At 69.2% G+C, this 17,876-nt stretch carries 20 protein-coding genes; 8 read left to right on the plus strand and 12 right to left on the minus strand.

What is annotated here, in order from left to right:
- Positions 1 to 111 precede the first annotated feature (111 nt).
- Positions 112 to 294, plus strand: coding sequence for a hypothetical protein (locus tag AC3WQZ_RS33430; protein WP_010809397.1), 183 nt, complete (start codon positions 112 to 114; stop codon positions 292 to 294).
- Between the two features lie 52 nt (positions 295 to 346).
- On the opposite strand, the gene AC3WQZ_RS33435 is transcribed toward AC3WQZ_RS33430, so the two are convergent.
- Both AC3WQZ_RS33435 and AC3WQZ_RS33440 read right to left on the minus strand, forming a co-directional pair.
- A complete protein-coding gene (locus tag AC3WQZ_RS33435) occupies positions 347 to 772 on the minus strand; it encodes a hypothetical protein (protein WP_035823937.1) in 426 nt (141 codons plus the stop codon).
- Between the two features lie 246 nt (positions 773 to 1,018).
- A complete protein-coding gene (locus AC3WQZ_RS33440; protein WP_041688081.1) occupies positions 1,019 to 2,146 on the minus strand; it encodes a site-specific integrase in 1,128 nt (375 codons plus the stop codon).
- Between the two features lie 113 nt (positions 2,147 to 2,259).
- On the opposite strand from AC3WQZ_RS33440, the gene AC3WQZ_RS33445 reads away from it, so the two are divergent.
- The 3 genes from AC3WQZ_RS33445 to AC3WQZ_RS33455 all read left to right on the plus strand — a co-directional run bounded on the left by AC3WQZ_RS33445 (position 2,260) and on the right by AC3WQZ_RS33455 (position 4,308).
- Positions 2,260 to 3,225, plus strand: a complete 966-nt coding sequence (locus AC3WQZ_RS33445; protein WP_492301989.1) for a DNA-binding protein — start codon at positions 2,260 to 2,262, stop codon at positions 3,223 to 3,225.
- A gap of 97 nt (positions 3,226 to 3,322) precedes the next feature.
- Entirely contained in the window at positions 3,323 to 3,838 is a 516-nt protein-coding gene (locus AC3WQZ_RS33450; RefSeq protein WP_010809393.1) for an Xre family toxin-antitoxin system antitoxin, read from the plus strand.
- Positions 3,835 to 4,308: an RES family NAD+ phosphorylase gene (locus tag AC3WQZ_RS33455; protein ID WP_011617110.1), complete on the plus strand. Its 474-nt coding sequence runs from the start codon at positions 3,835 to 3,837 to the stop codon at positions 4,306 to 4,308. The genes AC3WQZ_RS33450 and AC3WQZ_RS33455 overlap by 4 nt, the downstream gene beginning before the upstream one ends.
- A gap of 3 nt (positions 4,309 to 4,311) precedes the next feature.
- Here AC3WQZ_RS33455 and AC3WQZ_RS33460 read toward each other — a convergent pair whose 3' ends face one another.
- On the minus strand, positions 4,312 to 5,889 hold the full coding sequence (locus AC3WQZ_RS33460; RefSeq protein ID WP_011617111.1) for a fatty acid--CoA ligase: 1,578 nt from the start codon (positions 5,887 to 5,889) through the stop codon (positions 4,312 to 4,314).
- A 232-nt stretch (positions 5,890 to 6,121) separates the two neighbouring features.
- Between AC3WQZ_RS33460 and AC3WQZ_RS33465 the strand changes: the two genes are divergently transcribed.
- Positions 6,122 to 8,392 carry an ATP-dependent DNA helicase gene (locus AC3WQZ_RS33465; RefSeq protein ID WP_058697097.1) on the plus strand — a complete coding sequence of 757 codons (2,271 nt, stop codon included), beginning with the start codon at positions 6,122 to 6,124 and terminating at the stop codon, positions 8,390 to 8,392.
- A 124-nt stretch (positions 8,393 to 8,516) separates the two neighbouring features.
- Positions 8,517 to 8,840 (plus strand): thioredoxin family protein, encoded by a 324-nt coding sequence (locus AC3WQZ_RS33470; RefSeq protein ID WP_010809389.1) that lies wholly within the window; start codon positions 8,517 to 8,519, stop codon positions 8,838 to 8,840.
- Positions 8,841 to 8,857: 17 nt separating this feature from the next.
- Here AC3WQZ_RS33470 and AC3WQZ_RS33475 read toward each other — a convergent pair whose 3' ends face one another.
- On the minus strand, positions 8,858 to 9,289 hold the full coding sequence (locus AC3WQZ_RS33475; RefSeq protein WP_010809388.1) for a VOC family protein: 432 nt from the start codon (positions 9,287 to 9,289) through the stop codon (positions 8,858 to 8,860).
- A 121-nt stretch (positions 9,290 to 9,410) separates the two neighbouring features.
- Here AC3WQZ_RS33475 and AC3WQZ_RS33480 point away from each other — a divergent pair, with 121 nt between their 5' ends.
- The gene (locus tag AC3WQZ_RS33480) at positions 9,411 to 10,295 is read left to right on the plus strand and encodes a LysR family transcriptional regulator (RefSeq protein WP_010809387.1); all 885 of its coding nucleotides are present in this window, start codon (positions 9,411 to 9,413) and stop codon (positions 10,293 to 10,295) included.
- A gap of 11 nt (positions 10,296 to 10,306) precedes the next feature.
- Here AC3WQZ_RS33480 and AC3WQZ_RS33485 read toward each other — a convergent pair whose 3' ends face one another.
- The 7 genes from AC3WQZ_RS33485 to AC3WQZ_RS33515 all read right to left on the minus strand — a co-directional run bounded on the left by AC3WQZ_RS33485 (position 10,307) and on the right by AC3WQZ_RS33515 (position 16,192).
- On the minus strand, positions 10,307 to 10,642 hold the full coding sequence (locus AC3WQZ_RS33485) for a cupin domain-containing protein (RefSeq protein WP_010809386.1): 336 nt from the start codon (positions 10,640 to 10,642) through the stop codon (positions 10,307 to 10,309).
- Positions 10,643 to 10,747: 105 nt separating this feature from the next.
- The gene (locus tag AC3WQZ_RS33490; RefSeq protein ID WP_010809385.1) at positions 10,748 to 10,954 is read right to left on the minus strand and encodes a hypothetical protein; all 207 of its coding nucleotides are present in this window, start codon (positions 10,952 to 10,954) and stop codon (positions 10,748 to 10,750) included.
- Between the two features lie 92 nt (positions 10,955 to 11,046).
- Positions 11,047 to 11,400 carry a hypothetical protein gene (locus AC3WQZ_RS33495; protein WP_037025442.1) on the minus strand — a complete coding sequence of 118 codons (354 nt, stop codon included), beginning with the start codon at positions 11,398 to 11,400 and terminating at the stop codon, positions 11,047 to 11,049.
- 181 nt (positions 11,401 to 11,581) lie between these two features.
- Positions 11,582 to 13,045: an efflux transporter outer membrane subunit gene (locus AC3WQZ_RS33500; RefSeq protein ID WP_492301991.1), complete on the minus strand. Its 1,464-nt coding sequence runs from the start codon at positions 13,043 to 13,045 to the stop codon at positions 11,582 to 11,584.
- A complete protein-coding gene (locus AC3WQZ_RS33505) occupies positions 13,042 to 13,950 on the minus strand; it encodes an efflux RND transporter periplasmic adaptor subunit (protein ID WP_492301992.1) in 909 nt (302 codons plus the stop codon). The genes AC3WQZ_RS33500 and AC3WQZ_RS33505 overlap by 4 nt, the downstream gene beginning before the upstream one ends.
- Positions 13,947 to 14,165, minus strand: a complete 219-nt coding sequence (locus AC3WQZ_RS33510; protein ID WP_492301993.1) for a DUF1656 domain-containing protein — start codon at positions 14,163 to 14,165, stop codon at positions 13,947 to 13,949. Before AC3WQZ_RS33510 ends, AC3WQZ_RS33505 begins: the two co-directional genes overlap by 4 nt.
- A gap of 26 nt (positions 14,166 to 14,191) precedes the next feature.
- Positions 14,192 to 16,192: an FUSC family protein gene (locus AC3WQZ_RS33515; protein ID WP_492301994.1), complete on the minus strand. Its 2,001-nt coding sequence runs from the start codon at positions 16,190 to 16,192 to the stop codon at positions 14,192 to 14,194.
- A gap of 209 nt (positions 16,193 to 16,401) precedes the next feature.
- Here AC3WQZ_RS33515 and AC3WQZ_RS33520 point away from each other — a divergent pair, with 209 nt between their 5' ends.
- Positions 16,402 to 17,307 carry a LysR family transcriptional regulator gene (locus tag AC3WQZ_RS33520; protein WP_010809379.1) on the plus strand — a complete coding sequence of 302 codons (906 nt, stop codon included), beginning with the start codon at positions 16,402 to 16,404 and terminating at the stop codon, positions 17,305 to 17,307.
- Positions 17,308 to 17,328: 21 nt separating this feature from the next.
- On the opposite strand, the gene AC3WQZ_RS33525 is transcribed toward AC3WQZ_RS33520, so the two are convergent.
- Positions 17,329 to 17,876 (minus strand): hypothetical protein (locus AC3WQZ_RS33525; RefSeq protein WP_492301996.1); only part of this gene is annotated, 548 nt, incomplete at its 5' end.

The raw sequence follows: 17,876 nt of genomic DNA on the forward strand, positions 1-17,876 counted from the left end.
GCATGGGGGCGGGCGCGGCGGCAGGGGGCGATGAGCCTGCGTCGCCGTGATGGCAATGCGGCCTGCACGGGATTACCATCGGCTCATGGATGCCAACGGAGCCCCATCGCCATGACCAAGCCCGCAACGCAGAAGCACCAGACGCCAGCCTCCCGTGAACAACAGCGCAAGGATGAACTGATCGAGCGCGAACTGGACGAGGGGCTGAAAGAGACATTCCCGGCGAGCGACCCGGTGGCAGTCGATACCCATGCGCCGCGCAAACCCACGCCGGAACCGAAACCGGCGAAGTAGGCGGACAGGCTATGCCGCGGCGCGCGCAACGCGCCCCGCGCGATCCGGCGTGCTATGGCAACTGGCGCAGCTGCCCGATCACCGACATCAGCCGTCCGTGCGCCACGATGACGCCGGACTCGTCCTGCAGGGCTTCCTGGTAACGCTTGCGAAAGGCCGGGTCAGAACCGTCGCTGAACAGTCTTTCCGCTGCGCGTCCGACTGCACGGCAGGTTTCGTCGTGGTGTTCCTTGGCCTCCAGCTCTTCGTCGATCTCGATGATCAGGCGCGACAGCGGGTCAAGCCAGCGGAAGTAGTTGTCTTCAGTCACCAGTTGCACAAACAGGCCTGCAGGAATCGGGCCGTTCAGGCGCTCATACTGGGTTCTGTCATAGCCGATGACTTCCTTGTGAACCTGCAGCAAGGCAGCCCGCAGGGCTTTCAGCCCCGAGCGCCGGGTTTCCTGGGTGGCGAGGAATTGTTCGTTGGGCATCCCCATCTCCGCGTTTCTACTTGTTCCGGTCCAGGCAGGCGGTGCGCAATTGCATCCCATGGGTCGCCGCTGCACATCGTGCCAGTGGCGATTGCCTGCTGGATTCTCCGGGCGCGGCCGGCCATGCCTGGCACTGTGCGGCGCGCTGCCAGTATAGGCACGCCCCGCAGCCCGAGCCAGCGCTGCCAGCTAGCGAAATACCCGTATTTGCGCCGGCTGCGCGGCATGATTGGCGCCAGTTGCAAGCCGCCCTCAGTCGCCTTCGGCGGATTGCGACGCTTGCGCCAGCAGGTCGGCAGCACGCGAGCGCCGCGCGTCCGCGGCGCGGAAGTAACGTACAACCGTCGACACGCTTGCGTGGCCGGTCATGGCCATGGTCTCGGCCAGCGGCACCTGTTGCGCAGCAGCCTCGGTAACGAAGCCCGAGCGCAGTGAATGCGCTGAGTAGTCGCCCTCCAGTCCCGCCAATGCGCAGCGCGTCTTGACGATGCGGCTGACCGCCGCATCGGACAAACCTTCTCCCACATGCCCGCCGCGGCGGATGCGGCGAAACAGCGGCCCGCTGTTGATGCCGGCGGCAGCAAGCCATGCCTCCAGCGCCTGGCCGGCGGCACCGGTGACGGGCTTGGCGGTATCGGCGCGCTCGTTGCCTGACTGGTTGGTCTTGGACCAGCCCAGTGCATAGACGAAATCACCGGGGCCAAGCCGGGTGAGGTGGCCGAGGGTCGCGCGCGCGACTTCAGAGCGGCGGCGCCCGCCACTGGCCCATGCAAACAGCAGCAGCGCGCGGTCGCGCAGGCCGCGCAGCGAGTCATCACAGGTATCGAGCAGGCGCAGCAGCGGATCGCGGGTCAGCGCCGCCTTGCGCGCCTGGCGCTGTCCGCGGCGCGCATAGGCGCGCCGGATGCCGGCCATCAGTTCGCGCACCGCAGCTTCGGCGCAAGGGTTGGGCAAGGCCTGCAGGCGATGGGCCTTGGCCAGTACCGCCAGCCGGTGCGTCAGCGTGGACAGCGCGGGCGGGCCGGGTCGTGCCTTGTATCCGTCAGCGACCAGCGCCTGGTCGATGGCCGCGGGCATCTCGCAGACAGGACCTTGCGGCGTCTGTCGCGTGGCGTGGTCGACGATGAACTGGATGACGACGGCAGGCGCGAGCGGGAGCTGCACAGGTTGCCGGTAGCGCAGGGCATACCAGGCAGACCAGTAGCGCAGTGCGGACCGGTAGCTTGCCACCGTGTTTTGGGATTCGCCTTCGCGGCGCAAGGCATTGGCCGCTTGCTCGGCAAGGGGATCCAGTTCGGACGGGCGAAGCGGCGCCGGTAGTTCGACATCGGATGCAATCGGTGGAAAGTAGGCTTCGTGGGCTTCTCGGATTTTTATCATATTAAATATGATGTATGCTGTAATATATCATATGAATAGGACAGATAAAAGCCGATAAGTCTCCATTATCGAACCTTATTTGTCCTCTCACAGACTTTTTGCCGGATCCCATCATGGAAACCCTCCGCAGCCGTGGCATTACCCGGGACGACGTCTGGCACGCCGCCGACAGCCTGCTCAAGGCCGGCCAGCGGCCCACCATCGAACGCATCCGCCTGCACTTGGGGCGGGGCTCGCCCAATACGGTCAGCCCGCACCTGGATGCCTGGTTTGCGGCATTGGGTGGACGTATCCAGGATCCACAGGGCTTTGCGCCCGCACCCGGATGCCCGGAGCCAGTCACGGAGGCAGCGCGCTATCTGTGGGATGCTGCGCTGCAGGTAGCCAAGGCTTCGGCCGAGGCCGCGCTGGTGCAGCGTGAGGCGGCACTGGCCGAGGCCCGGGCGGCACTGGAGCAGGAGCGCCAAGCGCTGGCGCAGGAACGCCAGGTCATGCAGGCTCGCCTGGAAGGGGCCGAGACGGCCATGGCGGAACTGACACGGGCCCGCGACGACGCTACGGAGCGTGCCGTGCGCGCTGAAGCCGCAGCCACCGCCCTGCAGCAACAGGCGGAGACAATGCGCGCAGAGTCGGCCGCGGCGCTGTTGGCACACAACGCCATGCAGCAGGATTTCGCCGCGCAGCGGGCGGCGTGGGACCAGGAGCGGGAAACCGTGACCCAGCGCGCCGCCGCCAATGAGCGCCGCATGGCGCTGGAGCTGGACGCCGCGCGCGTGGCGGCCAGGGAGGGCCAGAAGCTGCTGGAAGCCGAGCGCAAGGCGGCCGTTGAGCGGCTGACGCGTGCTGCCGAGGCCGCGTCGCGCCAGGGCAGCGAGATGACCCGCCTTGGCCAGGCGCTCGCCGTGCTGGAAGAACGTGTGCGGCAGCGGGAAAGCCTGCTGGCCGAGTATCGCAACCAGGCGGATGCCGCAACCACGGCCACCGCCGGCCCCGGCAGCCCGGCAGTCCGCCGCACACGGCCGGCCCGCGCTGCGCTGGCCGCCGGCAAGGGCAATCGGCGGCGTACGCGAGGCGTATAGTGCACCTGCCGCAGCGGCAACTCAGGGATACATGGCGGGTGCCCAGGTGGATTTTGTCAAATGAGCTATACTAAATGCTCATTTGATGAGGTCTGCCATGCCGCTCACGCTCACTCCCAAAGGCCGCTATCCGCTGGCTCATGAACGCCCGGCTCCGCCCGAGCTGAGCGTCAACAACTACGTCGCCGTCTATGAGGCGAGCCTGTCGACGCAAGGCGCCATGTCGGTAATCCGCGCGATTCGTGAAGGCGTGCCGGCTTCAGACCTGACCCGCCTGGCCGAATCCATGGGCACCACCAAGGAGCAGCTGATCAAGACACTGGACTTGCCGCGCGCCACCGTGGACCGCAAGGCACGGGCGCACCAGAACCTGTCGAGCGAGCAGAGCGAGCGTGTGCTGGGCATGGCGCGGCTGGTCGGGCAGGTCCAGGCGCTGGTGGAAAGCTCGGGCGATCCGCGCGGTTTCAGCGCGGCGCAGTGGGTGGCGCAGTGGCTGGAGCAGCCTTCGCCGGCGCTGGGCGGGCGCCGCCCCGCTGAGCTGATGGATACGCTCGCCGGCCAGCGTATCGTTTCCGACCTGGTGGCCAGGATGCAGAGCGGGGCGTACGCGTGAGGCCAGCCTGGCGGATCGCGACCGACACCCCAGACTACACCGCGGACGACGCCAGCGGCGCCGGCGCCAAGGCCACCGGCGGGCGCTGGAACCGGCAGGGCACGCCCTTGATTTATGCGGCGTCCAGCATCGCGCTGGCTTGCCTGGAAACGCTGGTCCACCTGGGTTCAGGCGGGCTGCCGCTGAACCGCTACCTGGTCCGGATCGACATCCCCGACGAGCTATGGGCGGCTGCGCAGAAACTGAGCGTCGACACCGCCCCCGTAGGCTGGGATGCCATTCCCGCCGGAAAGACCAGCCTCGACACCGGCGAAGCCTGGACCGCCGGGGGCACCAGCGCCTTGCTGCTGGTGCCTTCCATCGTCATCCCTGAAGAGCACAACGTGCTGGTCAACCCGGCGCACCCCGACGCCGCGCGGCTGGCCTACGTCAAGGTCCGCCGCTGGCAGTACGACGCGCGCCTGGTCTGAGGCTCAGGCCGTGGCGCCCGCGCGCAGCATGTGCTTCTGGATCTTGCCGCTGGTGGTCTTGGGCAAAGCGTCCACGAAGTGATAGCGGCGCGGGCGCTTGTAGGCTGCCAGCCGGTCACCCTGCAACAGGAAGGCGTCGAGCTGCGCCGCGCTGACCGGTCCGTCGCCGCGCGTCACCACATAGGCGCCGACGACCTGGCCCCAGGTCGGATCGGGTTCGCCCAGCACGGCTACCTCCAGCACGGCCGGGTGCTCGATCAGCGCGTCTTCCACCTCGCGCGGATAGACGTTCTCCGCGCCGGAATTGATCATGTAGTCGATGCGATCGCGGATCCACAGGTAGCCGTCCGCATCCAGGCTGCCGAGGTCGCCGGTGTGGTACCAGCCGTGCGCGAGCGCGCGCGCATTGGCATCCGGGCGGTTCAGGTAGCCCTGCATCATGCAGGGGCCACGCACCAGCACTTCGCCGACTTCACCGGGCACGCACGGCTGCATGGGGTCGGTCGGCTCGCCGTCGTCGCGCAGCCTGGCCACCACCAGCTCATGGCCGAGCGCGGGCAGGCCTGCCGAGCCGGCGTGGCTCAGCTGCTCATGCGGGTAAAGCACCGACATGCACGGGCCCATTTCCGTGGTGCCGTACACCTGCACCAGCCCGGCGCCGACCTTGCGGTCCCATTCGCGGATCAGGTGCGGCGCCATCGACGCGCCGCCGTATTCCACCAGCCGCAGTGAAGACACGTCGCGTGCGTCGGCATCCGGATGGTTCAGCAGCATGCCCACCATGGTCGGCGCGGCAAAGAAGTGCGTGACGCGCTCGCTTTCCACCAGTTGCCAGGCCTCGCCCGCGTCGAAGCGGCGCTGCAGCACCTGCGTGGCGCCAAGCTGCAGCCGCGGCAGGAAGCTGGTGTGCAGCTCGGCGGTATGGTTCAGCGGCGCCACCGACAGGCCCACGTCCTCGCGCGACAGCGTCATGGCCTGGTGCATCATCGCGTTGTGCTGCAGCTTGCTGCGATGGGTGTGCACCACGCCCTTGGGGCGGCCGGTGGTGCCGCTGGTGTACATCAGGATGCAGGGATCGTCCTCATGGACCGTCACCGCGGGCGGCGTGGCGGGCTGGGCCGCGGCCAGCGTATCGAGCCGATGCGTGGCGAAAGCGGGGGCGGCATCGGGGTCTGCGTAGATGCGCAGCGCGGTGCCGGGCGCCAGTTCGGCGGCCTTTTCCACCACGCCCGCGCCTTCCTGCTCGAACAGCACTGCCTTGGCGCCGCCATCGTTCAGGATGTAGGCCAGTTCCTGCGCAGCCAGGCGGTAGTTGACCGGGTTGTAGACCGCGCCGATGCGCGCCGTGGCCAGCAGCGTGAAGACGAAGGCCGGAGTGTTGTAGAGGAAGGCCGCGACCACGTCGCCCTTGCCGATCCCCAGCGACTGCAGTGCGTGCGCGTGGCGGTTGACCTCGGCATCGAGCTCCGCATACGTCCACGCGCGTCGCCCGGCACCGATGCCGCTGACCAGCGCGGTCTTGCGCGGCAGGTAGCGCGCGGGCCAGGAGAGGGTGTCGCCAAGGGTGATGCCGCGGGTCAAGGTTGTGCTCCGGTCGTGGTCCGCCGGCGCGTCGGCAGGCGGTTGTTGTCTTGTAAGCCGGACAATATAGAGCGGCGGGTGGGGCACATGGAAATAACGTTTTGCTCTTTCCTTATGCCGGAGTTGCAGTCATGCGATAAGGCTCTTGCGTGATACTGTATATTCATACAGTTGCTGCCGCGCCCCGTTTCCTGTGTCCGCCGTCCCGCCACCCATTCCAGCCCCGCCTGCCATGGCAGCCGCACCGGCCTACGTGGTGGCCGTGCGCGCGCTGTGCGAATTCACCGCCAAGGCGGGCGACCTGGACCTGCGCTTCGTGCCGACGCCATCGGCGCAGGAGGGCGTGGCCGGGCATGCGGTAGTAACCAGCCGGCGCGGGGAGGCCTACCAGGCCGAAGGGGCGCTTGCCGCCGATTTCGGGCCCTTGCGTGTGCGCGGCCGTGCCGACGGCTACGATCCCGTCGCCAACCGGCTCGAAGAAATCAAAACCGTGCGCGGCGATGCCGCGGTGCCGGACAACCACCGCCACCTGCACTGGGCGCAGGCCAAGGTCTACGGCTGCCTGTTATGCCGCAAGCTGGGGCTGCCGGGGCTGGAGATCGCGGTGGTCTATTTCGACATCATCAGCCAGCGCGAGCACCCGGTTGCGGAGCACTTCACTGCGCAGGCGCTTGAAGCCTTCTTCGTGCAGACCTGCGAGCAGTTCCTGCACTGGGCGCAGGCGGAACTGGCCCACCGGCAGGCACGCGATGGCGCGCTGGCGCAGCTGGCCTTTCCGCACCAGGGTTTCCGCCCGGGCCAGCGCGAACTGGCGCAGGCGGTCTATAACGCCAACCGCGCGGGCCGCCACCTGCTGGCGCAGGCGCCCACCGGCATCGGCAAGTCGGTCGGCACATTGTTCCCGGTGCTCAAGGCCATGCCGGGGCAGGGCATCGACAAGGTCTACTTCCTGTCGGCCCGCTCCACCGGGCGCGGGGTGGCGCTGCACGCCGCCAATGCGTTGCGCGGCCACGGCGCGCGGCCGCTGCATGTGCTGGAGCTGGTGGCCCGCGACAAGGCTTGCGAGCATCCGGAGCTGGCCTGCCACGGCGAGTCCTGCCCGCTGGCGCGCGGCTTCTATGACCGTCTGCCGGCAGCACGCGAAGCGGCGCGCGGCGTGCCGGTGCGCGACCGCGCCGCGGTGCGCACGCTGGCGCTGGCACACGGGATCTGCCCTTACTACCTGTCGCAGGAGCTGGTGCGATGGAGCGACGTGGTGGTGGCCGACTACAACTACTACTTCGACCGCAGCGCGTTGCTGTATGCGCTGACCGCGGCCAATGGCTGGCGCGCCAGCGTGCTGGTCGACGAGGCCCACAACCTGGTCGAACGCGGCCGCGCCATGTACACCGCGGAACTCGACCCCCAATCGCTGCGCGAGGTGCGCCGCGGTGCGCCCGCCGTCGTACGCAAGCCATTGACACGGCTGGCCCGGCAATGGGGTGCGCTGGCACGCCAGAGCGACGATGCCTATGAAGTCCTGCCCGAAGTGCCCGCCGCCTTCCGCCGCGCGCTGGACGAATGCTGCGCGGCGGCATTGACGCATATGACCGAGCACCCAGGCGCGCAGGATCCGGCGCTGCAGCGCTTCTATTTCGATGCGCTGCATTTTGGACGCCTGGCCGAGCAGCTCGACGCGCATTCGCTGTTCGATATCCAGCGCGTGCCGCGCAGCGGCCGCGGCCACCGTGCGCGGCTGTGCCTGCGCAATGTCATCCCGGCCCCGTTCCTGCGCCCGCGCTTTGGCGCCGCGCATTCGGTCACGCTGTTCTCCGCGACCCTCGATCCCGCCGCCTACTACCTCGATACGCTGGGTTTGCCGGCCGATTGCGCGCGGGTGCAAGTGCCATCGCCGTTCCGCGCCGAGCAACTGTCGGTGCGGATTGCAGCGCGCATCTCCACCCGCTATGCGCGGCGCGAACAATCGCTGCCGGCCATCGTCGCGCTGATGGCCGGCCAGTTCCGCGCACGGCGCGGCAACTACCTGGCGTTCTTCAGCAGCCACGAGTACTTGCAGCAAGCCGTGGCCCGCTTCGCCCAGTCTCACCCCGACATTCCGCATTGGGTGCAGTCGCGGGGCATGGACGAAGCCGCGCAGGCGGCGTTCCTGGGTACGTTTGCGGAAGGCGGCGAGGGCATCGGCTTTGCGGTGCTCGGCGGCGCCTTTGCCGAAGGCGTTGACCTGCCCGGCGAGCGCCTGATCGGCGCCTTCGTTGCCACCCTGGGGCTGCCCCAGTTCAACTCGGTCAACGAGCAGTTCCGTGCGCGCATGCAGCAGGCGTTCGGGCAGGGCTATGCCTATGCCTACCTGTATCCCGGGCTGCGCAAGGTGGTGCAGGCGGCAGGCCGGGTCATCCGCACGCAGCAGGACCAGGGCGTGGTCTACCTGATCGACGACCGCTTTGCCGCGGCCGAGGTGCGCGAACTGCTGCCGGCATGGTGGGAAATCGCCACGGCGGCCTAGAAATTACACAGCCGGGCCAGTCTGGGGCATCCTCTTTGCGCGGTGCCTGCCCGAAGTCGCCGCTGGAACGAATCTGGCAGGCATGCGGATACCATCAGCCAGCTATCGCGAAAGGATCAGATCCATGCCCATGACCCAGCAATACGCGGCCACCGAGCCGACCCGCACGGAAGTGGATGCGCTGCCGGGCGCCACCGTGCTGGAATTCGGCGCGCCGTGGTGCGGCTACTGCCAGCGCGCCCAGCCGGCGCTGGCTGAGGCCTTTGCCGTGCATCCGGCATTGCGCCATCTCAAGATCGAGGACGGCAGCGGGCGCCGGCTTGGCCGGTCGTTTCACATCAAGCTGTGGCCGACGCTGGTGTTCCTGCGCGACGGGCAGGAAGTGGCGCGGCTGGTGCGCCCGACCGAGTCCGAGCCGATCCGCGAGGCCATGCGCCGCATTGCCTAGCCCGGCCGCGCGCTGCCTTATTTGGCGAACACCTGGCTCAGGTCGCCAAAGGCCTTGAACTCCAGCGCATTGCCCGACGGGTCCAGGAAGAACATGGTGGCCTGTTCGCCCACCTGGCCCTTGAAGCGCACATGCGGCTCGATCACGAACTGTGTGCCCGCCGCGCGCAGCCGCTCGGCCAGGGCCTCCCATTCGGCCATCGGCAGGATCGCGCCGAAGTGCCGCACCGGCACGTCGTCGCCATCGACGGCGCTGGTGGCGCGGTGACCACACTCCTCAGGCGACAGGTGCGCCACCACCTGGTGGCCATAGAAATTGAAGTCCACCCAGGCCTCGGAACTGCGCCCTTCGGGGCAACCAAGCAAGTCGCCATAGAAGCGCCTTGCCTCGGCCAGGTCGCGCACGGGGAAAGCCAGGTGGAACAGGGGAATAGAGGAAGTCGCGCTCATGCGGGAAGCCTTTGTCGGGGTCGTTATGCGGGCAGGCGTTGGCCTGCGCGTTGATTGTAGCCAGCACAACCCGTAATATGAAGCGAATCATTTTTGGCCTGAGTATCAGAATTTTCAATAGATGATCCGCTACTTCCAGACCTTCCTGGTGGCCGCCGAAACCGGCTCGTTCTCCGCCGCCGCGGCGCGGCTGGCGCTGACGCAGTCGGCCGTCAGCACGCAGATCCGGCGGCTGGAAGAGGACCTGGACTGCGTACTCTTCGATCGCACCGGCAAGTCCGTCGCGCTCAGCGAAGCCGGGCGCCGGCTGGTGCCGGAAGCGCGGCGCTTTGTCGAGCTCTATGCCGCGATGAAGGACCGCGCCGGCCCGCATGCCGACGCCGCGCCGGTGGAGCTGGGCGCTGTGTCGACGGTCCAGGCCACCTTGCTGGCCGATGCGATGCGGCATTTCCGGGGGCGGTTTCCGGACTCGCACGTCAACGTGGTGCCGGGCATGTCCACCCAGCTGCTGACGCAGGTGGATGCGCGCGAGCTGGACATCGCCGTGCTGATCCGGCCGCGGCTGGGCTTTCCGCCGGACCTCAAGTGGGTGCCGCTGGTGCGCGAGGGCTTTGTCGGCATCGGGCCCGCCGGTGCGCCTGCAGACCTGCGCGCGTTGCTGGAGACGCTTCCGTTCATTCGCTACAACCGCCACAGCACCGGCGGGCAGCTGGTGGACGGCTACCTGAAGCGGCAGCGGCTATGGGTCAGGGAAGGGATGGAGCTGGATGAGCCGGCCGTGATCCTGCTGATGGTGGCAGCTGGCCTGGGTTGCGCCATCATCCCGTCCGGACTGGTGCCGTTGCAGCAGTCCGCGGGCGTGGTGCAGGCGCCATTGCCGGGCGGGCCGCTCTATCGCGACGTGGGCGTGCTGGTGCGCGAATCGGCACTGCGCCGCGCGCCGGTGGCGGCGCTGATCGATGCCTTTGTGGCTGCCAGCGCGCGCTGGCAGCCTGCCGTGGTGTAAAGGCGCGATACTCAGCGGCTGCCGGGCAGGACCAACGTGACCAGCACCGAGGCATCGGAGATGGCGGTCACATCGTAGCGCACGCTCGGCCCCAGGTAGAGCAGGTCGCCCTGGTGCAACTGGCGCTCGGCGCCGTCCACCCGCACACGCACCTCGCCCTCCAGGCATTGCACAGTCATCGGGCCATCTACCGCATGGGGCGGCACATGCTTGCCCGCCTTCAGCACCAGCCGCATCACTTCCAGCGGGCCTTCCTTGAACAGGGCCTGGGTGGCGGTCTGGTCCAGCCGTGCGCCCAGTGGCAGCACGCTGGCGATCTGTCCGGATTCAAGGTGGGGAAGGGACATGCGCGGCTCCTCGCTCTTCTGGTGGGGTGGCTTGTCAGGCACGGCCGGCGCCTGGCGGCGGCACGCCTTCTCAATCTAGCACCCGAGCGCGCATCTCAGAAGCACTCAGCGTGATGTAACCGGCGAAGTCGCCGACGCGGCGACTTCCACTTGTGCGCAAGGCGTGGCATTGCGGGCTTGTGCGGTGCGCTCGGCTGCGGTCCTGGCAGCGGCGCGGCCGCGCTCGATCAGAGCCCAGTCAGGGCCGGCGGCCGCGGGAAAAGACGCGGCCAGGGCGCCAAGGCCGAGCAGCGCGAACAGGATGGTTTTCATGAGGGGGGCTTCAGGGAGGTATGGGAAAAGAGACGGGGCCTTGCGCCCCGTCGACACGCCACGGCGGCTGCCGTGGCGCGGGCAGACGCCGGTCAGGCGGCAGCCGATACGCGTGAGCCGCCATGGGCCGGCGGTGCCGACACGCCGCTGCGGTCCATGCCTGCCACTTCCATGCCGGCGGCAGCGCGGTTGGCGCCGTCGGTGAACGGGTCGCGCCGGTCGTTGACGCGCGCGCCATCGGTGAAGGGGTCGCGCTTGCCATTGACGTGCGCACCGTCGGTAAACGGGTTGCGCTTGCCGTTGTGCAGGTTGTAGCCGTTGCGGTCGGCGGCGACGCCGCGGTCGTTCAGGCCTTGCGCCATGGCAGGGCTGGCCAGTGCGGCGGCACCGAGTGCTGCAATCGAGAGGGTCGTGGCAAGAAGGGCTTTGAGAGCGTTTTTATGCATGTCTGCTGTTTTTGGGTGGGTGGACGGCATGGCCCGCGAAGGGCCGCGCGGGGATGGCGGATCTGCCACCCGCGCCGTCCGGGTTCGCCTTTTGGGCGGTGCCGTCGCGTGGGAAGCGCGCGGCACGGGACGAAGTTTAGTCAGGTCGATGCATTCCTGTGATGATTTAAACGTCGAAAGATCAGTCGTTTTTTTCATTGCCAGTCGCATTGATGGCGGCCACCTTGCCGCCGGCCTGCCAGCCCCCGCCAAGCGCGAGGAACAGGTCGACCTGGCGCGCGGCGACATGGCCTTCGGACGCAGCCAGTGCGGCCTCCGCATCGGCCAGCGTGCGCTCGGCGTCCAGGTGCGCCAGGTACGGGATGCGCCCCGCCTGCTGCAGGCGGCGCTGCAGCCGCGCAGCTTCTGCGGCCTGTTCGCGCGCCGCGTGCAGGGCGTCGTGCCGTTCCAGTTCGCGCGTGTAGGCCGACAACGCCGTTTCGGTTTCCTGCAATGCGCGCAGCACCGCGCCATCAAAGCGCGCCAGGGCGGCGTCGGCCGCGGCTTCATGCCTGTGGATGCGATGGCGCACGCCGTTGGTCGGCAGCGACCAGCTCAGCAGCGGCCCCACGCTCCAGCGCGCCGTCGGGCCGCTGCCAAGGTGGCTCAGCACGCCGGTCAGCCCGGCGCTGGCGCCGATGCTGATCGATGGATACAGGTCCGCCGTGGCCACGCCGATGCGAGCGGTGGCCGCGGCCAGTTCGCGTTCCGCCTGGCGGATATCGGGCCGGCGCCTGAGCAGCGCTGCGCCGTCACCCACTGGCAGCGGCACACGCAGCGTGGGTTCGGCATGGCAGTCCACCTCGGCCTCTGGCAGTGCCGCAGGCGGCTTGCCCAGCAGCAGCGCCAGCCGGTGGCGTGCGACGCTACGCGCGGCTTCCAGCGTTGGCAAGGCAGAGTGCAGCGCTTCGGTGCGGGCACGCTCGCGCGCCACGTCGGCGGGTTCGCCGCGGCCGGCGTCGACCAGGCGGCCGGTGGCGTCCAGCGTGCGTTGCTGTACCGCGAGCTGCTGCGTGGCGGCGGCCAGTTCATGCGTGGCGGCGCAGCCCTGCACGTAGGCGCGCACCGTCTGCGCCGCCACGGTGACGCGCACCATGTCGAGCGTGGCCGCGCTGGCTTCGGCGCCGGCCAGCGCGGCCTCGTCGGCGCGGGCCAGCTTGCCGAAGAAATCGATCAGGTAGGACACGCCGAAACCGAAGTCGCCCAGGTTGAATACCGGTGGCTTGGTGGTCTGCAGGAAGCTTTCGCCCGACAGCTGCGCGCGCGAAACGCTGGCGCTGGCGCCGCCCTGCGGCAGGTTCTCGGACTCCACCTCGTGCAGGAGGGCCACCGCGCGGCGCAGGTTGGCGCTGGCGGCGCGGATGTCGGTGTTGGCGGCCAGCGCCTGTTCGACCAGCCGGTCGAGCCGCGCGTTGTCATAGAGCCGCCACCAGTCGTCGGGCACGGGCGCGATGGCCACGCCGGGCGCTTTGGCACCCTGAAGCGGGCCGTTGGCGGCGGCCGCGCGCACTGCCGCATGATCCGGCACACGATAGTCCGGGCCCACGGTGGTGCAGGCGCACAGGCAGGCCGCGGCGCACGCCAGCCAGGGATGGCGCCGCTTCACGACCGGGGCCCCGTGCGGCGGCCGGCGTCATCGACGCGCCTGGCTTCGCGAACGGCCACAGTCGCGGTGCGGCCGGAAACCAGGCGCACATCCGCGGGCACGTCCTCCAGCACGATGCGCACCGGCACGCGCTGTGCCAGCCGCACCCAGTTGAAGGTCGGGTTGACGTTGGGCAGCAGGTTCGAGCCCGCGCTGCGGTCGCGGTCCTCGATGCCGGCTGCGATGCTCTGCACGTGCCCGCGCAGGTGCCGGGGCTCGCCCATGATATGCACGTCGACCGGGCTGCCGATGCGGATCCGGTGCAGCCTGGTTTCCTCGAAATAGCCTTCCACGTGGAAGGACCCGGCATCGACCATCGACAGCACCGGGCGGCCGGTCGAGACATAGTCGCCCAGGCGCGGCAGCCGGTCGTTGAGGTAGCCCGCCACCGGGCTGCGCACGCTGGTGCGCTCCAGGTCAAGCCGGGCCAGCCGCACCGCGGCTTCGGCCAGCGCCAGCGCGGCTTCGCCTTGCTCTACGCGGGCACGCCCCTGTTCCGCGACTTCGGCGGCAACCAGGCCGTCGAGATTGCGGTTGCGCGCGGCTTCGCGCCGCGCCTGCGCCAGCGCGGCGCGCTGCGTCGCTACCGCGGCCAGCGCCTGCTGCAGGGCCAGCGCGTAGCGGTCGCGGTCGATCTCGAACAGGACTTCGCCTTGCTGCACATGCTGGTTGTCGCGCGCCAGTACGCGTGTGACCAGCCCGGACACATCGGGCGCCACCTGGATGATGTCGGCACGCACATGGCCGTCGCGGGTCCATGGCGCGGCCGTGTAGTAGTCCCACAGGTGGCGCAGCACCAGCAGGGCGGCGATGGCTGCCAGCAGCGTTGGCAGCAAGGGAAGCAGGGGGCGGAGTCGGAAGGTCATGACGCCAGTCCCGGCACCGCGACAAAGACTGCGGCCACGGCGCCAAGGACGATCACATAGAGGGAAAGGTTGAACATCGAGCGGTGCCAGATATGCCGGTACCAGCCCAGCGCGGCCAGCACCATGCGGATCGCGGTAGTGGCGGCGAAGGCCAGCACCATCAGCACCAGCACGCCTGGCACGAATACGCCATAGAGGTCGATTTCACTGAGCATTCGGCGGCAGCGGAGAGTTGGGGAGGTCAGCGGGACAAGGCAGCCGCAGGGCCAGGCTGCAGCGTGACCTGCAGCACCACCAGCGCGCCGAGCGTGCCGCGGTGGTCAGGGCGGCCACCTGCGGGCAACGCGGCCACGCCGGCGATGGCATCGGCCACCCAGGCGGCCAGCCCCGCCGGAGCCGGCACGGCATGGCCCGCGCGCAGCCGCGCGCGGAAATGCCTTGCCACCGCGGCCAGCACGCGGCGCACCGGCTTGCGTGCCGCGGGCGGCAAGGCCGGCAGCGCCTTCTGCAGCGCCAGCGCGCAGTAGCCGACTTGCAGCGCGTGGAAGCCGTCGGACGACAAGGGATCGCCGGCAGCCCCCAGCCGCGGCACCAGCTGGCCGAGCCGGTCCAGCATGCGCGCGCCCAGCCGCGCATCCCCATCGGCCGCTCGCAGCGTGGCGGCCTGGGCCAGGTCCTGCCAGCTGGCGCGCACCAGCCGGTGCGCCGCCGCGCGCGCGCCGAACGGGCGTACCGCCATCGACCACAGCGGCGCGAACAGCATGGCTGCGGCGCTGGCCAGGCAGGTATTGAAGGTGCCGAGGAAATCCGCATCGAACACGGCCTGCACGTTGGCGAACGAGGCCGTGTTGACCGACAGCAGCATCGCAATCAACTGGAAGCCGGGCCGCGCAATCAGCAGGCCAATGCCGAGATAGGGCAGCGCCAGCATCGCGGCCAGCGCTTCAAAGGTGTGCGCGTGCGGCACGACCAGGAACAGGTAGCCGCACGACACCAGCAGGCAGATCGTGCTCCAGCGCAGGAAGGCACCGGCCATGCGGCGCGGCTCGTCGATGGCCGCAAGGAAGCAGCAGGCGATCGATGCCACCGCGACCGCGCCGGCGCCGCCCTCCCAGCCCGAGAAGATCCACAGCAGCCCCGCGCAGAATACGGCCAGGCCGCTCGACACGGCGCCGAACAGCAGCATGCCGTGGTCGTGGTGATGGCCTGCAGCCTCCGGGGCCGCGTTGCCGCGCAGCTGCGGCGCGCCGGCGCTGCGGTCGCCTATGCCTTGCTGCAGGGCGCGGCATTCAGCGTACAACGCGCCCAGGCGCTGCAGCTGGTCCGCCGCCGTGGCGGCGAGGCTGGCTTGCCAGTCGACCTCGCCCGCGCGGCTATCGGCAAGCCAGCCGCCCGCGGCGACCGGAGGCGGCGTGGCAGCATCGGTCGCCAGCCAGGCGGTCGCCGCCGCCATGGCCTCGCGCACTGGCAACGGGATGCCGTCCGGATGGCCGCGCAGCGCGTGCAGCACGCTCTCCAGCGACGACAGCAGCGGCATCAGCATGGTCATGCGCTGGCGCAGCGCGCGGGCATGGCGCAGCGTGTGGCTGCCCTCAGTGTCATAGGCCAGCTGGCTGACCAGCTGGTCCAGCGCCAGGATGTCGGCAGCGAGCCGGTGGCGGCTGTCGTCGGCGCGCGGGCTGCCGGTGAGTATGTCCGATGCCCAGGCCGACGCGTCGGCCAGCCAGGTGGCTGCGCGGGACCGCAGCGCGGGCGCCACCTTGGCCGGGAAGACGACCGAGCCCACCAGCCCGGCGCAGACGATGCCGATCACGATTTCCTCGATCCGGGCCACGGCAATATCGAAGATCTGCGCCGGCGCGCTGACGGCCGGCAGCGCGACGATCGGCAGGGTGTAGGCCGCCAGCAGGTACACATAGCTGCGCGGCGTGCGCTGCAGCAGCGACAGGTACACCAGCACGGTGATCCACAGCGCGATCGCACCCATCAGCACGATCGGCATGTTGACCAGCTGCGGCACCGTGGCCACCGCGGCGGTGGCGCCCAGCATCGTGCCGGCCACGCGGTAGGCCGCCTTGGAACGGGTGGCGCCGGTCAGGGGATGGGAAACGAAGTACACCGTCGCCATGGCCCAGTAAGGCCGCGGCAGGCCCAGCGCCAGCGCGATATAGAGCGCCAGCATCGCGGCGACGAATGCCTTCAGCGAGAACAGCCACTGTCGTGCATTTGGCCAGCTAGCCATGGAGCGGGGTCTTCAAGAAGAGTTGAGGGCACGCCGCGGCCTGCCGCTCCACGCTTCAATTGGCGGCGCGGTTGGGCGGGGGCGATGTGTGGAAGCGAAGTGTAGCCAAACCTTTCGCATTCCATTCATGATTTAATATTGGCCTTTCCATTCCCTTTGTTCATGGGTGGCGAAACCGGCCTGCCGGCAGCCCGCCGTCCCTCAGCACCATGCCCATCGATATCCGCGCGCTGCGCTATTTCGTCGAGACTGCCCGGCTGCGCAGCTTTACCCAGGCCGCGGCCTCGCTGTTCGTCACCCAGTCGACCATCAGCAAGATGGTCAAGCAGCTTGAGGACGAGGTCGGCCAGCCGCTGCTGATCCGTGAAGGCAAGAGCGTGCGGCTGACCGACGTGGGCCGCGTGGTCTACGAGCGCGGGCAGGAGGCGCTGGGCGTGGTGCACCGGCTCACGCTGGAGGTGTCCGACCTGTCCTCGCTGGGCCGGGGGCAGCTGACCGTGGGGATCCCGCCGATGGTCAACCTGTTCTTTTCACCGGCGGTCAGCGCGTTCCGGCAGCGCTATCCCAACCTGTCGCTGACGCTGGACGAGCACGGCGGCCAGGTGGTGGAGCAGCTGGTGGCAAGCGGCGAGCTGGAGGTCGGCGCCACGGTGCTGCCGGGCGACAGCGGCCTGGCGCTGGAAACGCGCCAGTTCGGCCGCTACCCGATCTGGGCCGTGGGGCCGCGCAAGGCCGCGTGGGCGCGCGGGCGCACCGTCACGCTGGCGGCTCTGCGCGATGAGCCGCTGGTGATGCTGACCGATGACTTCTCGCTGACGCGCATGCTGCGGCAGGCGTTTCTGGAAGCACGCATCGAGCCGCGCGTGGTGGCGCGCAGCGGGCACTGGGATTTCCTGGCATCGATGGCGGCGGCGGGGCTGGGCACTACCTTCCTGCCGCAGCCGCTGGCTGAGCGCCTGCAGGGCCAGGACACACTGGCCATGGCGCGGCTGACCGCGCCGGCAATGGACTGGACCATGGCGCATATCTGGTCGCCGGGACGCTACCTGTCGCATGCGGCGCGGGCATGGCTGGCGGTTTGCGAAGAGGTGCTTGGGGGCGGAACGGGATCTTGAACCGGCGCGCTTGCGGCGGCCTCATTTCTTCAGGCACTGGTCCGGCAGGATATCGAGCAAGACCAGCGATTTCTGCCCGGCCACGTAGTGGTAGCGCAGCCTGACCCCCAGCTTGCCGAGCACCGGCACATCCGGGTTGCGGCAGATGCCGCGCTCCAGGATAGGCTTGGCCGTCGCCATGAACTCGCGGGTATCGTCACGCGCCGCATCCACCCCCGAAACCTTCAGCTGGAACTCGACGATCTTGCCCGGCCGGGTCATGCAGCCGTCGAAGCGGGTGGTGTCGTCCAGGTCCACCGGGCCGGCGCGCATCAGCTCCTGGCAGGCCATGCGCAGCTCACGGTCGACATCGCCCGCGGTCAGGCGGGTCACGCCGTTCATGCCCGTAGGCTTGCCGCGCACCGTGCCCAGCAGCAGCGTGGCCAGCCCGGACAGTTGCGGGGACGGCGCAGGCGTGGCGGCCACGGTGGCGGAAACGGCAAGTGGCCCGGCCAGCAGGGACAGGCCCAGGCACACAGCGGCATTGCGCAAAGGATGGTGGTCGGGGACGGCGGGGGCAGCGGGGGCAG

This window comes from Cupriavidus sp. FW305-26 (assembly GCF_058787975.1).